This window comes from Streptomyces sp. KL2 (assembly GCF_046529545.1).
In the GTDB taxonomy this organism is placed as follows: domain Bacteria; phylum Actinomycetota; class Actinomycetes; order Streptomycetales; family Streptomycetaceae; genus Streptomyces; species Streptomyces radiopugnans.
The window spans coordinates 1,604,457-1,621,223 of the sequence record NZ_CP127170.1; the positions used below are offsets into that span (position 1 = coordinate 1,604,457).

At 73.4% G+C, this 16,767-nt stretch carries 18 protein-coding genes and 3 tRNA genes; 5 read left to right on the top strand and 16 right to left on the bottom strand.

The genetic code is table 11. The annotated features are described in order from the left end of the window. Positions 1-18: 18 nt before the first annotated feature. Positions 19-1,734 carry a DAK2 domain-containing protein gene (locus tag QPK52_RS07135; protein ID WP_410536237.1) on the bottom strand — a complete coding sequence of 572 codons (1,716 nt, stop codon included), beginning with the start codon at positions 1,732-1,734 and terminating at the stop codon, positions 19-21. Between the two features lie 274 nt (positions 1,735-2,008). Between QPK52_RS07135 and rpmB the strand changes: the two genes are divergently transcribed. Further along, on the top strand, positions 2,009-2,194 hold the full coding sequence (gene rpmB, locus QPK52_RS07140) for a 50S ribosomal protein L28 (protein ID WP_093662092.1): 186 nt from the start codon (positions 2,009-2,011) through the stop codon (positions 2,192-2,194). 171 nt (positions 2,195-2,365) lie between these two features. Here rpmB and thiD read toward each other — a convergent pair whose 3' ends face one another. Both thiD and QPK52_RS07150 read right to left on the bottom strand, forming a co-directional pair. Next, positions 2,366-3,187, bottom strand: a complete 822-nt coding sequence (gene thiD / locus QPK52_RS07145) for a bifunctional hydroxymethylpyrimidine kinase/phosphomethylpyrimidine kinase (RefSeq protein WP_410536239.1) — start codon at positions 3,185-3,187, stop codon at positions 2,366-2,368. 131 nt (positions 3,188-3,318) lie between these two features. Further along, positions 3,319-4,263, bottom strand: a complete 945-nt coding sequence (locus QPK52_RS07150; protein ID WP_410536241.1) for a thiamine-phosphate kinase — start codon at positions 4,261-4,263, stop codon at positions 3,319-3,321. A gap of 248 nt (positions 4,264-4,511) precedes the next feature. Here QPK52_RS07150 and QPK52_RS07155 point away from each other — a divergent pair, with 248 nt between their 5' ends. Then, a complete protein-coding gene (locus QPK52_RS07155) occupies positions 4,512-4,745 on the top strand; it encodes an Lrp/AsnC family transcriptional regulator (protein WP_093662086.1) in 234 nt (77 codons plus the stop codon). A gap of 20 nt (positions 4,746-4,765) precedes the next feature. Further along, positions 4,766-5,275, top strand: coding sequence for a DUF3515 domain-containing protein (locus QPK52_RS07160; RefSeq protein ID WP_410536243.1), 510 nt, complete (start codon positions 4,766-4,768; stop codon positions 5,273-5,275). 72 nt (positions 5,276-5,347) lie between these two features. Here QPK52_RS07160 and QPK52_RS07165 read toward each other — a convergent pair whose 3' ends face one another. From QPK52_RS07165 to QPK52_RS07175, 3 genes are read right to left on the bottom strand one after another with little or no spacing between them, the layout of a single operon-like run. Continuing rightward, positions 5,348-6,514: a D-alanine--D-alanine ligase family protein gene (locus QPK52_RS07165; RefSeq protein WP_410536245.1), complete on the bottom strand. Its 1,167-nt coding sequence runs from the start codon at positions 6,512-6,514 to the stop codon at positions 5,348-5,350. 38 nt (positions 6,515-6,552) lie between these two features. Next, positions 6,553-7,554 carry an NAD(P)H-dependent glycerol-3-phosphate dehydrogenase gene (locus QPK52_RS07170; protein ID WP_410536247.1) on the bottom strand — a complete coding sequence of 334 codons (1,002 nt, stop codon included), beginning with the start codon at positions 7,552-7,554 and terminating at the stop codon, positions 6,553-6,555. Then, positions 7,551-8,396: a lysophospholipid acyltransferase family protein gene (locus tag QPK52_RS07175; RefSeq protein ID WP_410536249.1), complete on the bottom strand. Its 846-nt coding sequence runs from the start codon at positions 8,394-8,396 to the stop codon at positions 7,551-7,553. Before QPK52_RS07175 ends, QPK52_RS07170 begins: the two co-directional genes overlap by 4 nt. Positions 8,397-8,541: 145 nt before the next feature. On the opposite strand from QPK52_RS07175, the gene cofC reads away from it, so the two are divergent. Beyond that, positions 8,542-9,207: a 2-phospho-L-lactate guanylyltransferase gene (gene cofC / locus QPK52_RS07180; protein WP_410536251.1), complete on the top strand. Its 666-nt coding sequence runs from the start codon at positions 8,542-8,544 to the stop codon at positions 9,205-9,207. On the opposite strand, the gene QPK52_RS07185 is transcribed toward cofC, so the two are convergent. From QPK52_RS07185 to leuC, 5 genes are all read right to left on the bottom strand, one after another. Next, positions 9,179-9,412, bottom strand: a complete 234-nt coding sequence (locus QPK52_RS07185) for a hypothetical protein (protein WP_410536252.1) — start codon at positions 9,410-9,412, stop codon at positions 9,179-9,181. The two genes, cofC and QPK52_RS07185, sit on opposite strands and share 29 nt — an antisense overlap. 174 nt (positions 9,413-9,586) lie before the next feature. After that, positions 9,587-10,219, bottom strand: coding sequence for an HU family DNA-binding protein (locus QPK52_RS07190; protein ID WP_410536253.1), 633 nt, complete (start codon positions 10,217-10,219; stop codon positions 9,587-9,589). Positions 10,220-10,344: 125 nt separating this feature from the next. Beyond that, positions 10,345-10,605, bottom strand: coding sequence for a hypothetical protein (locus QPK52_RS07195; RefSeq protein WP_410536254.1), 261 nt, complete (start codon positions 10,603-10,605; stop codon positions 10,345-10,347). Positions 10,606-10,850: 245 nt separating this feature from the next. Beyond that, complete coding sequence (gene leuD / locus QPK52_RS07200) at positions 10,851-11,444, bottom strand: 3-isopropylmalate dehydratase small subunit (RefSeq protein ID WP_410536255.1); 594 nt, start codon at positions 11,442-11,444, stop codon at positions 10,851-10,853. Between the two features lie 8 nt (positions 11,445-11,452). Continuing rightward, positions 11,453-12,877, bottom strand: coding sequence for a 3-isopropylmalate dehydratase large subunit (gene leuC / locus QPK52_RS07205; RefSeq protein ID WP_410536256.1), 1,425 nt, complete (start codon positions 12,875-12,877; stop codon positions 11,453-11,455). 152 nt (positions 12,878-13,029) lie between these two features. Between leuC and ndgR the strand changes: the two genes are divergently transcribed. Then, complete coding sequence (gene ndgR, locus QPK52_RS07210; RefSeq protein ID WP_093662066.1) at positions 13,030-13,749, top strand: IclR family transcriptional regulator NdgR; 720 nt, start codon at positions 13,030-13,032, stop codon at positions 13,747-13,749. Between the two features lie 117 nt (positions 13,750-13,866). Here the strand turns inward: ndgR and QPK52_RS07215 are convergent. From QPK52_RS07215 to QPK52_RS07235, 5 genes are all read right to left on the bottom strand, one after another. Next, positions 13,867-13,939: transfer RNA gene (locus tag QPK52_RS07215), tRNA-Glu, on the bottom strand. 26 nt (positions 13,940-13,965) lie between these two features. After that, positions 13,966-14,038 (bottom strand) — tRNA-Glu (locus QPK52_RS07220). A gap of 24 nt (positions 14,039-14,062) precedes the next feature. Beyond that, positions 14,063-14,134: transfer RNA gene (locus tag QPK52_RS07225), tRNA-Gln, on the bottom strand. A gap of 363 nt (positions 14,135-14,497) precedes the next feature. Then, entirely contained in the window at positions 14,498-15,991 is a 1,494-nt protein-coding gene (gltX, locus tag QPK52_RS07230) for a glutamate--tRNA ligase (RefSeq protein WP_410536258.1), read from the bottom strand. Beyond that, positions 15,984-16,766 (bottom strand): fumarylacetoacetate hydrolase family protein, encoded by a 783-nt coding sequence (locus QPK52_RS07235; protein ID WP_410536260.1) that lies wholly within the window; start codon positions 16,764-16,766, stop codon positions 15,984-15,986. The genes gltX and QPK52_RS07235 overlap by 8 nt, the downstream gene beginning before the upstream one ends. Position 16,767: the final 1 nt, after the last annotated feature.

Below are 16,767 nucleotides of genomic sequence, written 5' to 3' on the forward strand. Positions count from 1 at the left end.
CACTCCCCTCGACCCTGCTCACTCCACGCCGATCAGCAGGGGGCCGCTCTGCCGTCCCTCGTAGACGAGCGTGTCGACGGCCAGGTGGTTGCGGCGCACATGGTCCTCCAGGTGCCCGGCCAGGCCTTCGGGCGCGCCCGCGCCGACCACCAGGGTCACCAGCTCGCCGCCCGCCGAGAGCATCCGGTCCAGTACGGCCGCGGCGACGTCCGCCGCCTGTGCGCCGATCAGCGCCACGTCCCCCTCGATCAGGCCGAGGACGTCCCCGGCCTGGCAGATCCCGGCGGTGGTCCATGCCTGCCGTTCGGCGACGCACAGCTCGCCGTACCGGGTGGCCCCGGCCGCGGAGGTCATGGCGACGACGTCCTCGTCGAAGCGCCGACCGGGCTCGTGCACGGCGAGCGCCGCGATGCCCTGCACCGGGGAGCGGGTGGGGATGATGGCGACCCGCAGCCCCTCGGCGCGGGCCTGCTCGGCGGCCGCGGCGGCGGTGTGCCGCAGTTCGGGGTCGTTGGGCAGCAGGACGGCCTCGGGCGCGCCCGTCCGCAGCAGCGCCTGCGCCAGCTCCCCGCTGGCGGGCGGCTCCCCGGGCCGTGCGGTCACGGTGGTGGCGCCCGCCGCGGCGCACAGTTCGGCCAGTCCGTCGCCGGGCACCACCGCGACCACGGCGCGGGGGGCGGCGCGGTCGGGGGCGTGTGCGGGCGTACGGCCGGTGTGCCGGTCACCGCTCCGGGCGCCGAAGTGCGTGATCCGGACGCGGAAGGGGCGTCCGGCCTCGATCCCGGCCTCCACCGCGGCGCCGGCGTCGTCCACATGGACGTGGACGTTCCACAGCCCGTCGCCGCCGACCACCACCAGGGAGTCGCCCAGGGCGTCGAGCCGGGTGCGCAGGGCGGCCACGGCCTCGTCCCCGGCCTCCAGCAGGTAGACGACCTCGTAGGCCGGGCCGGCCGGCTCCTCGGGCGCCGCGCAGCCTCCGCCGCCGGGCTCCGCGCACGGGTCCGAGGACGGGCGCGGGCCCGGCGCGCCGGTGCGGCCGGAGGACTCGGCGGCCGGGGCCTCGGGCCGCTCCCCGCACAGCGCCGCCACCAGCGCGCCCAGCACGGTGACCAGGCCGTAGCCGCCCGCGTCCACCACACCCGCGCGGGAGAGGGCCGGGAGCTGCCCGGGGGTGGCCTCCAGGGCCGCGCGGGCCGCGGACCATGCGGCGCGGGCCACCGCGGCGCAGTCCCCGGCGGCGTCCGCCGCCGCGCCGGCCGCGGCGGCGGCCACGGTGAGCACGGTGCCCTCCACCGGGTGCGCGACCGCGGCCCGGGCCGCGGCGGCCGCGCGGACCAGCGCGCGCCGCAGCGGCTCCCCGTCGTCGCGGCCGCCCCCGTCCGTCCCTGTTCCGGCCGCCCCGTCCGTCCCGGTTCCGGCGGCCTCGGCCTCGCCGATCTCCTCGGCCATGCCGCGCAGCAGCTGCGCCAGGATCGTCCCGGAGTTGCCGCGTGCGCCGATCAGCGCGCCGTGCGCCATGGCCCGTACCGCCTGGGCCGGGGTGGGCTCCCCCGCGCAGGCGGCCTCGACGGCCCGGGCGGCGGACTCCACGGTCAGGTAGAGGTTGGTGCCGGTGTCGGCGTCCGCGACCGGGTAGACGTTGATCGCGTCGATGGTCTCGCGGGCGCGGCCCAGCGCGTCGAGCGCCTGGGCGCTCCACTCCCGTACCGCGGCGGCGTCGAGCGGGTGCGGCACGGACGGGCCTCCTGGGGGCTTGCGGCCGGGCGGCCGGGAAGGACATCTGCGACGGGCGAAGGCTAGTGCCCGGCGCGGTCCGCGGCCGGGGGTGGGGCCGGTGCCGCGGTGCGGGGCCGTGGTAATTTCGTGGTCCGGACGGGGGCGAGGTATGCTTCCCCGGTTGCCCGACCCGCTCGGGCTCTATCCAATTCCCTGGCAGTGCCGGTCATCCTCTGATCCTGCCGACGCCGGGATTTCACTGTAAGTGCATCTGAAGTCTTTGGAGTGACCCGTGGCTGCCAACTGCGACGTCTGCGGCAAGGGGCCGGGCTTCGGCAACAACATCTCGCACTCGCACCGCCGTACGTCCCGCCGTTGGAACCCCAACATCCAGCGGGTGCGTGCGATGGTCGGTCGGACGCCGAAGCGGCTCAACGTCTGCACCTCGTGCATCAAGGCCGGCAAGGTCTCGCGCTGAGCGCATGACCTCTCCCCCGCCGCGCGGCGGGGGTGATCCGGTCTCGCGCTGACGCAACGCCCAGCGCGGCCACTTTGCCGGTTGCACCGGAAGGCCGGTCCACCTCGGGTGGACCGGCCTTCCGGCATTGCGGGCCTCCGGCCGGCGGCCGGCCGGAACGGCTGCTCGGGCTCAGGTCTCCTCCTCCGGACCCTCCCGTTCCAGCCGCCAGCCGTGGTCCACGGGCCCGATCCCGCCGCCCAGCGCGAAGCCCGCGGCGATGGCGCCCGTCACGTACTCCTTGGCGTCGGCGACCGCCTCCGGGACCGGGCGCCCCTTCGCCAGCCCCGCGGCGATCGCGGCGGCCAGGGTGCAGCCGGTTCCGTGGGTGTGGCGGTTGTCGTGGCGGGGCGCGCGCAGCCAGTGCTCGGCGGTGCCGTCGGTGAGCAGGTCCACCGCGTCCCCGCCGTCCTTGAGGTGGCCGCCCTTGATCAGCGCCCACCGGGGCCCGTACGCCAGCACCGCCTCCGCCGCGCGCGGCAGATCGGCCTCGCGTTCCACCCGTACGCCGGTGAGCTGGGCGACCTCGTCCAGGTTGGGGGTGGCGACGGTGGCCCTGGGCAGCAGTTCGGTGCGCACCGTCTCCAGCGCCTCGGCGGCCAGCAGCGGGTCGCCGTGCTTGGAGACTCCGACGGGGTCGACGACCACGGGCGCGGTGAGGCCGTCCAGCAGGCCTGCGACCGTCGCGACCAGTTCGGCGGTGGCCAGCATGCCGGTCTTGACCGCCTGCACCCCGATGTCGTCCACGACGCTGCGGAACTGCTGCCGCACCGCCTCGGCGGGCAGTTCCCAGGCGCCCTGCACGCCCAGGGAGTTCTGCGCGGTGACGGCGGTGAGCACGCTCATCCCGTGGGTGCCGAGCGCGAGCATGGTCTTCAGGTCGGCCTGGATGCCCGCTCCGCCGCCGGAGTCGGACCCGGCGACGGTGAGGACGCGCGGTGGTGGTGTACGCATGCCCCGCAGCCTAAGCCGCCCCGCCCCGGTGCCCCTCCGCCGGGCGGCTCGCGCCCGTGTTCACGGCAGCCGTCGGTCGAGCGGCCCCCTCGGCGGGCAACCGGGTCCGCGAAAGCGGCAGCCACGGCGGGTCAGTCCCCGAAGTGGTCCCAGCCGCCCGCCCGGTTCCACGGGGCGCCGTCCACCGTGACCTGCGGCGCGGCCGAGGGGTGCAGCACCTCGCCGATGCGGCGCCAGCGGGCGGGGAGCTTGGCGTCCGCGGGGAAGGTGGCGACGATCGCGTGGTCCTCGCCCCCGGTGAGGACCCACTGCAGCGGGTCGACGCCCACCGCCTGCCCGATGTCGGACATCTGGGCGGGGACGTCGAGGGCCGACGAGCGGACGTCGATGCGGACCTTGCTGGCGTCGGCGATGTGCCCGAGGTCGGCGACGAGCCCGTCGCTGACGTCCGTCATCGCCGTCGCGCCCAGTTCGGCCGCCGCCGGGCCCGCGTGGTAGGGCGGCTCGGGGCGGCGGTGGGCCTCGACGAAGGCCCTCGGCGAGCGGAATCCGCGGGCGAGCACCGAGTGCCCGGCGGCCGACCAGCCCAGCCAGCCGGTCACCGCGACGACGTCGCCGGGCCGCGCCCCGGACCGGGTGACCGGCTCGCGCCCGTGCAGGTCACCCAGCGCGGTGATGGCCACCGTGATGGTCTCGCCGCGCACCACGTCCCCGCCGACCACGGCCGCGCCCGCGACCTGGCACTCGTCGTGGAGGCCGTCCATCAGCTCGGTGGGCCAGGTGGCGGGGAGTTCGGCGGGTACGACCAGGCCGAGCAGCAGCGCGGTGGGCTCGGCCCCCATGGCGGCGATGTCGGCCAGGTTCTGCGCCGCGGCCTTGCGGCCGACGTCGTAGGCGGTGGACCAGTCGCGCCGGAAGTGCCGCCCCTCCAGCAGCAGGTCGGTGCTGGCCACCACGCGCCGGTCGGGCGCCGCGACCACGGCCGCGTCGTCGCCCGGGCCGATCCGTACGGCCGGGGTGGGGGTGATCCGCGAGGTCAGCTCGCGGATCAGTCCGAACTCCCCGAGCTCCCCCACGGTACGGCCGGGGGTCCTGGGGGCGCCCCCAGGGAATCCAGGGGGAGGCTGCCCCCCGGGAGAACTCAGCATCGTCGTGCCCCTTCGTCAGTGCGCTCGAACGGTACCGCCGCGGCCGTCCTCCCGGCCCCCCGAGTCACCGTTCCGCCGCGCCCGCCCGCGGTCCGGGTCTCCCCGGCGGCACGGGCGACGCGGTACCGTGGCGTCCCTTCTTCCCACATGATCCTCGTGGCCGCCCTGGAGGTTCCGTGGTACAGGCGTACATCCTGATCCAGACTGAGGTCGGCAAGGCGTCGTCCGTCGCCGAGGTCGTCGGCGCGATCCCGGGAGTGGTCCGGGCCGAGGACGTGACCGGTCCCTACGACGTGATCGTGCGGGCCGAGGCCGACACGGTGGACGACCTGGGCCGCATGGTGGTGGCCCGCATCCAGCACGTGGAGGGCATCACCCGCACCCTGACCTGCCCGGTCGTGCATCTGTAGCTCCCCCGTATGCTCGTCCGGTGAGCTTCCCGCCCCGCCGGTCCCTGCCGTCCGCCCTCCGTGCGCCCGCCGCCGTGCTCGCCGTGCTCGCCGCGGCGGCCGGCTGCGCGTCCGGCGGCGACCGCCCCGGTCCGCCCGTGCCGAGCCCGACGGGCGCGGCCGCCGGCATCTGCCGCGAGCTGTACGACGCGCTGCCCGAGGAGGTGGACGGGCAGCCCCGGGGCGAGATCGAGCCCGAGACGCGGTTCGCCGCCGTGTGGGGCGAACCCGCGATCGAACTGAGCTGCGGGGTACCGCGGCCCGAGGTCCTCACACCCGGCAGTGAACACTACAACCCCGCCACCGAGGCGGTGGAGGTGAACGGGGTCTCCTGGCTGCTGGAGGAGCGGGACGGCGGCCACCGGTTCACCCTCCTCGGACGCGAGGTCTTCGTGCGGGTGGCGGTCCCCGACGCGTACGCGCCCGAGGTCAACGCCCTGGTCGACCTCGCCGGCGCGGTGCGGGAGGCCGTCCCGGAGAAGCCTCTGTGACGTCCCGGCGCGTCCGCTCCGGACCCGCGCTCCCCTCACGGGCCCGCGCCCCGCGCCGCCGGGGCGACCGGGTCAGCGCAGGCCGGTCGGGCGGCGCAGGGCGGCCCTGATGAGGCGGTCGACCAGCTCGGGGTAGCCGACTCCGCTGGCCTCCCACATCCGCGGGTACATGGAGATGGGCGTGAAGCCGGGCATCGTGTTGATCTCGTTGATGACGAACTCGCCGCTGTCCAGCAGGAAGAAGTCCGCGCGGACCAGTCCCTCGCAGGAGGCCGCGTCGAAGGCGCGCACCGCCAGCTCCTGGACCTCGCGGGTCTGCTCCCCGGTCAGCGGGGCGGGCACCAGTCCCTCGGCCGAGTCGATGTACTTCGCCTCGAAGTCGTAGAAGTCGTGGGCCGTGGCCGGCGGGATCTCGGCCGGAAGGCTGGCGCGCGGGCCGTCCTCGAACTCCAGGACGCCGCACTCGATCTCACGGCCGCGCAGCAGCGACTCGACGATGATCTTGGGGTCGTGGCGCCGCGCCTCGGCGATCGCCTCGTCCAGGCCCGACAGGTCCTCGACCTTGGTGATGCCGAAGGAGGACCCGGCCCGGGCGGGCTTGACGAAGACCGGCCAGCCGTGGTCGGCGGCGAAGTCCACGACCCTCTTCCGCGCGGCCTTCTCGTCCTGCTCCCACTCGCGCGGCCTGACCACCGTGTAGGGACCGACGGGCAGCCCGAAGGAGGTGAAGACCCGCTTCATGTACTCCTTGTCCATGCCGACCGCCGAGGCCAGCACGCCCGAGCCGACGTAGGGCACTCCGGCCAGGTCCAGCAGGCCCTGGAGCGTGCCGTCCTCGCCGTACGGGCCGTGCAGCATGGGGAAGACGACGTCGACCTCCCCGAGCACCTTGGGCACCGAGCCCGGCTCGCTGTAGACGACCTCGCGGTTGTGCGGCTCGAAGGGCAGCAGCACGGAGCCGGTGTCGGACTCGGCGAGCTGCTCCACGCTCGGCAGCGCGCGGTCGGCGATCGCCATGCGCTCGGGGTCGTCGGCGGTCAGCGCCCAGCGGCCGTCGGCGGTGATGCCGATGGGCAGGACGTCGTAGGCGCTGCGGTCGATGGCGCGCAGTACGGCGCCCGCGGTGACCACGGAGATCCCGTGTTCGGAGCTGCGGCCGCCGAAGACGACGGCGACGCGCGGCCGCCGGCCGGCCGGCGGGGGCGTCTGGGGGCCTGGGGGGAAGGACTGGCTGCTCATATCCGGGCGAGATTACCTGACGTGACGGTGGCGGGCGGTCAGCGGCGCTCGGCCTTGGCGCTGCGCGACATCAGTTCCTTGAGGGCGACCAGCGGCGGCTTGCCGTCGTGGACGATGTCGACGACGGTCTCGGTGATGGGCATGTCGACGTCGTGCCGCCGGGCCAGGTCCAGCACCGATTCGCAGGACTTGACGCCCTCGGCGGTCTGCCGGGTCGCCGCGACGGTCTCCGCCAGGGTCATGCCCCTGCCGAGGTTGGCGCCGAAGGTGTGGTTGCGCGACAGCGGCGAGGAGCAGGTGGCGACCAGGTCTCCCAGACCCGCCAGGCCCGCGAAGGTGTGCGCGTCGGCGCCCATGGCCAGACCGAGCCGGGTGGTCTCGGCCAGGCCGCGGGTGATCAGCGAGGCCTTGGCGTTGTCGCCCAGGCCCATGCCGTCGGCGATGCCGACCGCCAGCGCGATGACGTTCTTCACCGCCCCGCCCAGTTCGCAGCCGACGACGTCGGTGTTGGTGTAGGGGCGGAAGTAGGGGGTGTGGCAGGCGGCCTGGAGTCTGCGGGCCACCTCCTCGTCGCGGCAGGCGACGACGGAGGCGGCGGGCTGCCGCTCGGCGATCTCGCGGGCCAGGTTGGGGCCGGACAGCACGGCGATCCGGTCCGGGCCGGCCCCTGCGACCTCCTCGATCACCTCGCTCATCCGCTTGGCGGTGCCGAGTTCGACGCCCTTCATCAGGGAGACGAGCACGGTGTCCGGCGGCAGCAGCGGCCGCCACGCCGAGAGGTTGCCGCGCAGGGTCTGGGAGGGCACGGCCAGCACCGCGAACCGGGCCCCGGCCGCGGCCTCGGCGGGGTCGGTGGTGGCGCGCACGGCCTCGGGGAGGACGACCCCCGGCAGGTAGTCGGGGTTGGTGCGGGTGGTGTTGACCGCCTCGGCCAGCTCCGCGCGGCGGCCCCACAGGGTCACCTCGCAGCCGGCGTCGGCGAGCACCATCGCGAAGGCGGTGCCCCAGGATCCGGTGCCGTAGACGGCGACTCGCGTCACGCGCTCTCTCCCTCGGCTGCCGCGCGGCCGACGGTGTTCAGGCCGGCGGCGTTCTCCTCACCGGCGCCGCGCCCCGCGGGCTCGCCGCCCGCGGCCGCCCTCGCGGCTGTCTCGCGGCGGCGGCCCTGCGCGAGCGCCCGGCGGCGGTCGTATCGCTGGGCGGGCGCGGGCTCGCCGCGCACCTCGGCCAGCAGTTGCGTGATCGCGTCCATGATGACGTCGGTGACCTCGCGCAGCAGTTCCGCGGTGGGTTCGCGGTCGTAGAACCGCGACAGGTCGACGGGCGGCCCGGCCAGCACCTTCAGCGTCCTGCGCGGGAAGAGCCGGATCTTCTTGATCCCCGCGTACGGCGGCACGGCCTCGTTGGCGCCCCACTGCGCGACGGGGATGACGGGCGCCCTGGTGAGCAGGGCGACGCGGGCGGCGCCGGTCTTGCCCTCCATCGGCCACATGTCCGGGTCGCGGGTGAGGGTGCCCTCGGGGTAGAACGCCACGCACTCGCCCCTGTCGATCGCCTCGACGGCGGCGCGGAAGGCGCTCACGGCGTCCGCGGTCTCGCGGTAGACGGGGATCTGCCCGGTGCCGCGCATCACCGCGCCGACGAATCCGCCCTTGAACAGGGAGTCCTTGGCCAGGAAACGGGGGACGCGGCCGGTGTTGTACTGGTAGTGGGCGTAGGAGAGGGGGTCCAGATAGGAGTTGTGATTCACCACGGTGATGAATCCGCCCTCTTCCGGAATATGCTCCATTCCGCGCCAGTCCCGCTTGAACAGCACCACCAGGGGCGGTTTCGCCAAAACCGCGGCAAAGCGGTACCAGAAGCCGATTCTGCGGCGGGACACCCGGACACCATCTCCTCTTGCCTGCTGCGGCACACGCGCCGCCGGGAACAACCGCACAAGTGTCGCCCCGGGCCGTCGCCCTGTCGAGCACACCGTAACCCCGCAAAGCCCCGGGCGGCTCCGGCGGTGGGTGAGAATGGTGCCGATGCATCGCGACGACACGGCGCAGGCCGCGGCGGCCCGGGGCTGGACCCTGCTGGTGCCCCTCAAGCCCCTGGCGCTGGCGAAGAGCAGGCTGGTCCCGGCGGCCGGGAGGGAGCTGCGGTCCGGGCTGGCCCTGGCCTTCGCCCAGGACACCGTCGCCGCGGCGCTGGGCTGTCCGGCGGTGGAGGATGTGGTGATCGTCACGGACGATCCGCACGCGGGGGCGGAACTGGCCGCTCTGGGGGCGCGGATCGTGCCGGACGCGCCGGGTGCCGGGCTGAACGCCGCGCTGGAGCACGGTGAGGCGGTCGTACGGCCGGAGCGCCCCGGCGCTCCGGTGGCCGCGCTGAACGCCGACCTGCCCGCACTGCGTCCCGCGGAGCTGGCCCGGGTGCTGGACGCGGCGCGGGCGCATCGCCGGGCCTTCCTGGCCGACGCGGCCGGGATCGGCACCACGCTGCTCGCCGCGTCCGGCGGCGCGGCCCTGGCCCCGGCCTTCGGAGGCGCCTCGCGCGCCCGTCATCTGCGCTCCGGCGCCGTGGAGATCACGCTGTCCGGGGTGGACAGCGTCCGGCGGGACGTGGACACCGGTGCGGACCTGGCCGCGGCGCTGGCCCTGGGAGTGGGCCCGCACACGCTCAGAACGTCTGCAGCGTCACCAGCGTGATCCGGCGCCGCCCGCCCTCGGCGCCGGTCCCGGTCTCGGCCCCGTTCCCCGTCTCGGTCTCGATCCGCACCCGCTGGCCCGGGCGCAGCAGCCGCAGACCTCCCGCGTCGAACGCCTCGGCGTCGAAGGGAAGGGGCGTGCCGTCGTCGAGGAGCACGCTGCCGCTGCGGGTCGCGGGGTCATAGGTGTACGCGGTGGCCTGCATGGCGCCGAGCCTAGACGAGCCGGGCGGCCGGGCAGGGCGGACGGCCCGCCCGGCCCGGCCGGGCGGTGGCGCGGACGGGCCGGGTGCTCACGGACCGCGGCCCTCGAACGGACCGCGGGCCGGGCTCCCCTGGAGTCCGGCCCGGCGCGGTCACCGCATGTCCGTGTGCCCGGTTCACTTCCCGCGGGTCGCCGCCCTCTTGCGCGCCGAGGTCCTGCGGCCGGGGGCTTTCTTGGCCGGTGCCTTCTTGGCGACGGCCTTCCCGGCGCTCTTCTTTCCCGTGGTCTTCTTGGCCGTGGTCTTCTTCGCCGCCGTCTTCTTCGCCGGGGTGGCCTTGGCCGTGGTCTTCTTCGCGGTGGTCTTCTTGGCCGCGGCCTTCTTCGTCGCCGCCGCCGTGGTCTTCTTCGCCGGGGCCGCCTTCTTGGCCGCGGCCTTCTTCGCGGCCGCCTTGCGGGTGGTGGCGCCGGTCCCGCCCGAGAGGCTGCCCTTGGGAGCCTTCTTCACGGCCACCTCGCCGCCCTTGGGGAGTTTCTTGGCGCCGCTGACCAGGTCCTTGAAGCCCTGGCCGGCACGGAAACGCGGAACGGAGGTCTTCTTGACCCTGACGCGCTCGCCGGTCTGCGGGTTGCGGGCGTAGCGGGCCGGACGCTCCACCTTCTCGAACGAGCCGAAACCGGTGACCGAGACCCGGTCGCCGGCGACGACCGCGCGGACGATCGCGTCCAGCACCACGTCGACCGCGTCGGCGGCCTGCTGTCGTCCGCCGAGCTTGTCGGCAATTGCTTCAACGAGCTGCGCCTTGTTCACGTCTTCCCCTTCGGAGGCATTGCCGGAACGAATCTGTCCAAGCTTTTTCGCACGTTAGGCAGATATTTACCGCAAATCAAACGCGAAACGTGCGAATCACCCTTGTGTCGCAACGAAATAGACCATCACGCACTTCGATCCACGCGCCGGTCTTCCCGTTCTCCGGGGAAGGGGCCGTTACCCGCCTCGATGTCCTCCACCAGACACTCCAGCCGTCGCGCCGCGCCGGCCAGGTCGTGCTTCGCCGCCGCCGTGACGGCCAGGAGCCTGCGGGAGAGCGCCGCCCGTACGTCATCGGGCACTTGCAGCGCGCGCACCATGGCGTGCGCCTCCTTCAGTCGGACGGCGACGAGGTCGTAGAGGGGGAGTTGGCCGTCGCTTTCCATGTTCCGATTGTGCCATTGGAGGTGAGTTGTCACCCCGGTCGGCCCCAACACGCCGCGGACGGACACGTACGGGTGAGGCAACTGCGCGACGCGGGGCGGGATTTGCCCTCCCCTCTGTCCCCGCCCGTACGCCCGAGCGCCCCCGGCTCGTGGAGCCGGGGGCGCTCGAAAAGTGCGCGGCGGGCGCCCGCCGCACCGGGCGGACGCCGGACGTCAGGGCGCCAGGGCGCCAGGGCACCGGTGCGTCAGACGGCGAGCGTCTGCGGTTTGAAGGAGGGGCGCTTCGCCTCGTAGGCGGCGATGTCCTCCTCGTGGCGCAGGGTGATGCTGATGTCGTCCAGCCCCTCCAGCAGCCGCCAGCGGGCGTTCTCGTCCAGTTCGAAGTCCGCCTCGACGCCGGGCGCGGTGACCTTGCGTTCCACCAGGTCGACGGTGATCTCGGCCGTCGGGTCGGCCTCCGTCAGCTCCCACAGCGCGTCCACGGTCCGCTGCGGCAGGACGACGGTCAGCAGGCCGTTCTTCAGCGAGTTGCCGCGGAAGATGTCGGCGAAGCGGGAGGAGATCACGGCCTTGAAGCCGTAGTTCTGCAGCGCCCAGACGGCGTGCTCGCGCGAGGAGCCGGTGCCGAAGTCGGGTCCGGCCACCAGCACGGTGGCGCCCTGCCGCTCCGGCCGGTTGAGCACGAACTCCCCGTCCTTGCGCCAGGCCTCGAACAGACCGTCCTCGAAGCCGTCGCGGGTGACCTTCTTCAGCCAGTGCGCGGGGATGATCTGGTCGGTGTCGACGTTGGAGCGGCGCAGCGGGACGGCGCGGCCGGTGTGGGTGGTGAAGGCTTCCATGGCTTTCCTCAGACTCCCGCGAGCTCGGTTGCGTCGGACAGGTCGGCGGGCGAGGCCAGGTGGCCCAGGACCGCGGTGGCGGCGGCCACCTGCGGGGAGACCAGATGGGTACGGCCGCCCTTGCCCTGCCTGCCCTCGAAGTTGCGGTTGGAGGTGGACGCGGCGCGCTCGCCGGGCTTGAGCTGGTCGGGGTTCATTCCCAGGCACATCGAGCAGCCCGCGTGCCGCCACTCGGCGCCGGCCTCCGTGAACACCTTGTCCAGACCCTCCTCGACGGCCTGGAGCGCCACCCGTACCGAGCCGGGCACCACCAGCATCCGCACCCCGTCGGCGACCTTCCGCCCCCGGAGCAGGGCGGCGGCCGCGCGCAGGTCCTCGATGCGGCCGTTGGTGCACGAGCCGACGAACACGGTGTCCACGGCGATCTCGCGCAGCGGCTGCCCGGCGGCCAGCCCCATGTACTTCAGCGCGTTCTCGGCGGCCAGCTTCTCGCTGGGATCGGTGAAGGAGGCCGGGTCCGGCACGCTCGCGCTCAGCGGCGCGCCCTGGCCGGGGTTGGTGCCCCAGGTCACGAACGGCGCCAGCTCGGACGCCTCGATGACCACCTCGTGGTCGAAGACGGCGTCGTCGTCGGTGCGCAGGGTCCGCCAGTACTCCACGGCCGCGTCCCAGTCGGCGCCCTTCGGCGCGTGCTCGCGCCCGGCGAGATAGGCGAAGGTGGTCTCGTCCGGGGCGATCATGCCCGCGCGGGCGCCGGCCTCGATGGACATGTTGCAGATGGTCATCCGCGCCTCCATCGACAGCTTCTCGATGGCCTCGCCGCGGTACTCGATCACATAGCCCTGCCCGCCGCCGGTGCCGATCCGGGCGATGATCGCCAGGATGAGGTCCTTGGCGGTCACCCCCTCGGGCAGCTCGCCGTTGACCGTGATCGCCATGGTCCTGAAGGGCGCCATCGGCAGGGTCTGGGTGGCCAGGACGTGCTCGACCTGGCTGGTGCCGATGCCGAACGCCAGCGCGCCGAAGGCGCCGTGCGTGGAGGTGTGGCTGTCGCCGCAGACCACCGTCATGCCCGGCTGGGTCAGTCCCAGCTGCGGTCCCACGACGTGGACGACGCCCTGCTCGACATCGCCCAGCGGGTGCAGCCGCACCCCGAAGTCCGCGCAGTTCTTGCGCAGCGTCTCCAGCTGGGTGCGCGAGACGGGGTCGGCGATGGGCTTGTCGATGTCGAGGGTGGGGGTGTTGTGGTCCTCGGTGGCGATGGTGAGGTCGGTGCGCCGCACCCGGCGTCCGCTCTTGCGCAGCCCGTCGAACGCCTGGGGGCTGGTGACCTCGTGCAGCAGGTGCAGGTCGATGTAGAGGAGGTCGGGCTCGCCTTCCGCGCGCCGGACGACGTGGTCGTCCCAGACCTTCTCCGCGAGTGTCCGTCCCATCGCTTTCCCTCCGACCGGCCGCACTGCCGGCCTCGTCTCGACATCCGTGCCGCCGTCCCCGCACGAGCGGGGTGGCGACTGTCACCCCAGCTTGGCGGGTTCCCGGGGAAATTGAACTTGCGTTTCGTAATGTGAGACGCGAATATCGTTGCATGGACAACTCTAGCGGCGTCGGCGTACTCGACAAGGCGGCTCTGGTATTGAGCGCTCTGGAGTCCGGTCCGGCCACCCTCGCCGGGCTGGTCGGAGCGACCGGGCTCGCGCGCCCCACGGCGCACCGGCTCGCGGTGGCACTGGAACACCACCGCTTCGTGGCCCGCGACATGCAGGGCCGTTTCATCCTGGGTCCGCGCCTGGCCGAGCTGGCCGCCGCCGCGGGCGAGGACAGGCTGCTCGCCTCGGCGGGTCCGGTGCTCACGCACCTGCGCGACGTCACCGGGGAGAGTGCCCAGCTCTACCGCCGCCAGGGAGACATGCGCATCTGCGTCGCCGCGGCGGAACGGCTGTCCGGACTGCGGGACACCGTGCCGGTCGGCTCCACCCTCCCGATGAAGGCCGGCTCCGCGGCCCAGGTCCTGATGGCCTGGGAGGAGCCGGAGCGGCTGCACCGCGGACTGCAGGGCGCCCGCTTCACGGCGACGGCCCTCTCGGGTGTGCGGCGGCGCGGCTGGGCCCAGTCCATCGGCGAACGCGAGCCCGGCGTCGCCTCGGTCTCGGCTCCGGTACGCGGTCCGTCCAACCGCGTGGTGGCCGCGGTGTCGGTCTCGGGCCCGATCGAGCGCCTGACCCGCCACCCCGGCCGGATGCACGCCCAGGCGATCGTGGAGGCCGCCGGCCGCCTCACCGAGGCCCTGCGCCGCAACGGCGGCTGAACGCCGGACGGATCGGGGCCCGGCCGCCGGGCCCCGCCGGGGCGACGCGGACACAGGTGGAGACGCAGACGCAACGGAGAAGGCCCTCCGCCGAAGCGGAGGGCCTTTCCTCGTCCGTACCCCCGACCGGATTCGAACCGGCGCTACCGCCTTGAGAGGGCGGCGTGCTAGGCCGCTACACAACGGGGGCCCCAGCAGCGGTCCCGAAGGACCGAGTACCCCCGACCGGATTCGAACCGGCGCTACCGCCTTGAGAGGGCGGCGTGCTAGGCCGCTACACAACGGGGGCTTGGATCTCGCTGGGAAGATCGCGCTGGGGTACCAGGACTCGAACCTAGACTAACTGAACCAGAATCAGTCGTGCTGCCAATTACACCATACCCCACCGGAACTCAAGCTCTTGCGGAACTTTTCGTCCTGGTGACCGCCTTGCGTCTCCGGCCTTTCGGCCCGTTCCGCCTGGCGACGGGAAGAACATTACCCGATCGAAGCCCGTGCTCCAAAACGAGTTCCCGCCGGGTCGCCGGCTGCCGGGAACACCCGCCACCGGCACCGCTCCCGTACGGAACGTGACCACGGCGGCCGCTCCGGCGCAAGCGCCGTGCCGCCGGTGAGGCCGGGCCCGGCGGGCGAAGACGGGGCATACCGCTGCCCCAGGCCCCTGTGGCCGCTCCCGAAGGAGCGGCCACAGCCGTTGACGCCCCCGTTCCCGGTGTTCGCACCGGGAACGGGGGGCGTCATGGACGGCTCACGCCTGTGCGGCGGCGGTCTCCAGCTTGGTCAGGGCGGCGTCCACGCGGGCCAGGGTGCGCTCCCGGCCCAGGACCTCCAGGGACTCGAACAGGGGCAGCCCGACGGTGCGTCCGGTGACCGCCACACGGACCGGGGCCTGGGCCTTGCCCAGCTTCAGCCCGTGCTCCTCGCCGGCGGCCAGGACGGCCGCCTTGAGGGCCTCGGCGTTCCACTCGGCCTCGGCGAGCTTGGCCCGCGCGGTGCGCAGCAGGGCGTCCGCGCCGGGCTTCATGGCCTTGTTCCAGGCCGCCTCGTCCTCGACCGGCTCGTCCAGGAAGAGGAAGTCGACGTTGGCGGTGATGTCGGACAGGACCGTCAGGCGGGTCTGTGCCAGGGGCGCGAGCGCCTCGAAGGCGGCGCGGTCGAAGCTCTCGGGCGTCCACGGCGCGTGCGGGGCGGTCAGCCACGGCTCGCAGCGGGCGACGAACTCCTTGGTGTCCAGGTCCCGGATGTGGACGGCGTTGATGGCCTCGCACTTCTTGAGGTCGAAGCGTGCCGGGTTGGCGTTGACGTCGCCGATCTCGAAGGCGGCGACCATCTCCTCCAGCGAGAAGATGTCGCGGTCCTCGGCGATCGACCAGCCCAGCAGGGCGAGGTAGTTGAGCAGGCCCTCGGGGAGGAAGCCGCGCTCGCGGTAGAGGTTGAGCGAGGACTGCGGGTCGCGCTTGGAGAGCTTCTTGTTGCCCTCTCCCATCACGTACGGCAGGTGCCCGAATCGCGGGGTGCTCCCGTTGCCCACTCCGATCTCCGCCAGCGCCCGGTACAGCGCGATCTGGCGCGGTGTGGAGGAGAGCAGGTCCTCGCCGCGCAGGACGTGGGTGATCTCCATCAGGGCGTCGTCGACCGGGTTGACCAGCGTGTACAGCGGGGCGCCGTTGGCGCGGACGATGCCGTAGTCGGTGACGTTCTCCGGGGTGAAGGTCAGCTCGCCGCGGACCAGGTCGGTGAAGGTGATCGTCTCGTCCGGCATCCGGAAGCGGACGATCGAGGCGCGGCCCTCGGCCTCGTACGCGGCCTTCTGCTCCTCGGTGAGGGTGCGGCACTTGCCGTCGTAGCCGGAGGGCTTCCCGGCCGCGCGGGCGGCCTCGCGGCGCTCCTCCAGCTCCTCGGCGGTGCAGTAGCAGCGGTAGGCGTGGCCGGCCTCCATCAGCTTCCGCGCGACGTCGGCGTAGACGTCCATGCGCTGCGACTGGCGGTAGGGGGCGTACGGGCCGCCGACCTCGGGGCCCTCGTCCCAGGTCAGGCCCAGCCAGCGCATCGACTCCAGCAGCAGCTCGTAGGACTCCTCGGAGTCGCGGGCAGCGTCGGTGTCCTCAATGCGGAAGACCAGGGTGCCGCCGTGGTGCCGGGCGAACGCCCAGTTGAACAGGGCGGTGCGGACCAGGCCCACATGGGGGTTGCCGGTCGGCGAGGGACAGAACCGTACGCGTACGTCAGATGCGCTAGCCACGCTTGATCACCTTGTTGGTGAGAGTGCCGATGCCTTCGATGGTGACGGCGACCTCGTCGCCGACGTTGATGGGGCCGACGCCCGCCGGGGTGCCGGTGAGGATGACGTCCCCGGGGAGCAGGGTCATCGCCTCGGTGATGTGGACGACCAGGTCCTCCACCGAGCGGACCATCTGGCCGGTGCGGCCGAGCTGGCGCTGCTCGCCGTTGACGGTGCACATGACGGCCAGGTCCGCCGGGTCCACGTCGGTGACCACCCACGGGCCCAGCGGGCAGGAGCTGTCGAAGCCCTTGGCCCGGGCCCACTGGGACTCGGTGCGCTGGACGTCGCGGGCGGTGACGTCGTTGGCGCAGGTGTAGCCGAGGATCACGTCCGCCACCCGCTCCCGGGGCACCTGGCTGCACATCCGGCCGATGACCACGGCCAGCTCGGCCTCGTGGTGCACCTCGCGGGAGAAGGACGGGTAGACGATCGGGTCGCCGGGGCCGATCACCGAGGTGGAGGGCTTGAAGAACGCGACCGGCACCTCGGGGACCCCGCCCCCCATCTCCGCGGCGTGCTCGGCGTAGTTGCGGCCGATGGCCACCACCTTGTTCGGCAGCACGGGCGGCAGCAGCCGCACCTTGTCCAGGGGGACCCTCTTGCCCGAGCGCTCGAACTCGGCGAAGGGGTGGCCCTTGATGATGTCGAGGACGAGGCCGTCGCCGCTGGTGGCGTCCCCTTCCACGACTCCGAACGCGACGTTGCCGTCGATGGAGAATCTGGCGATGCGCACG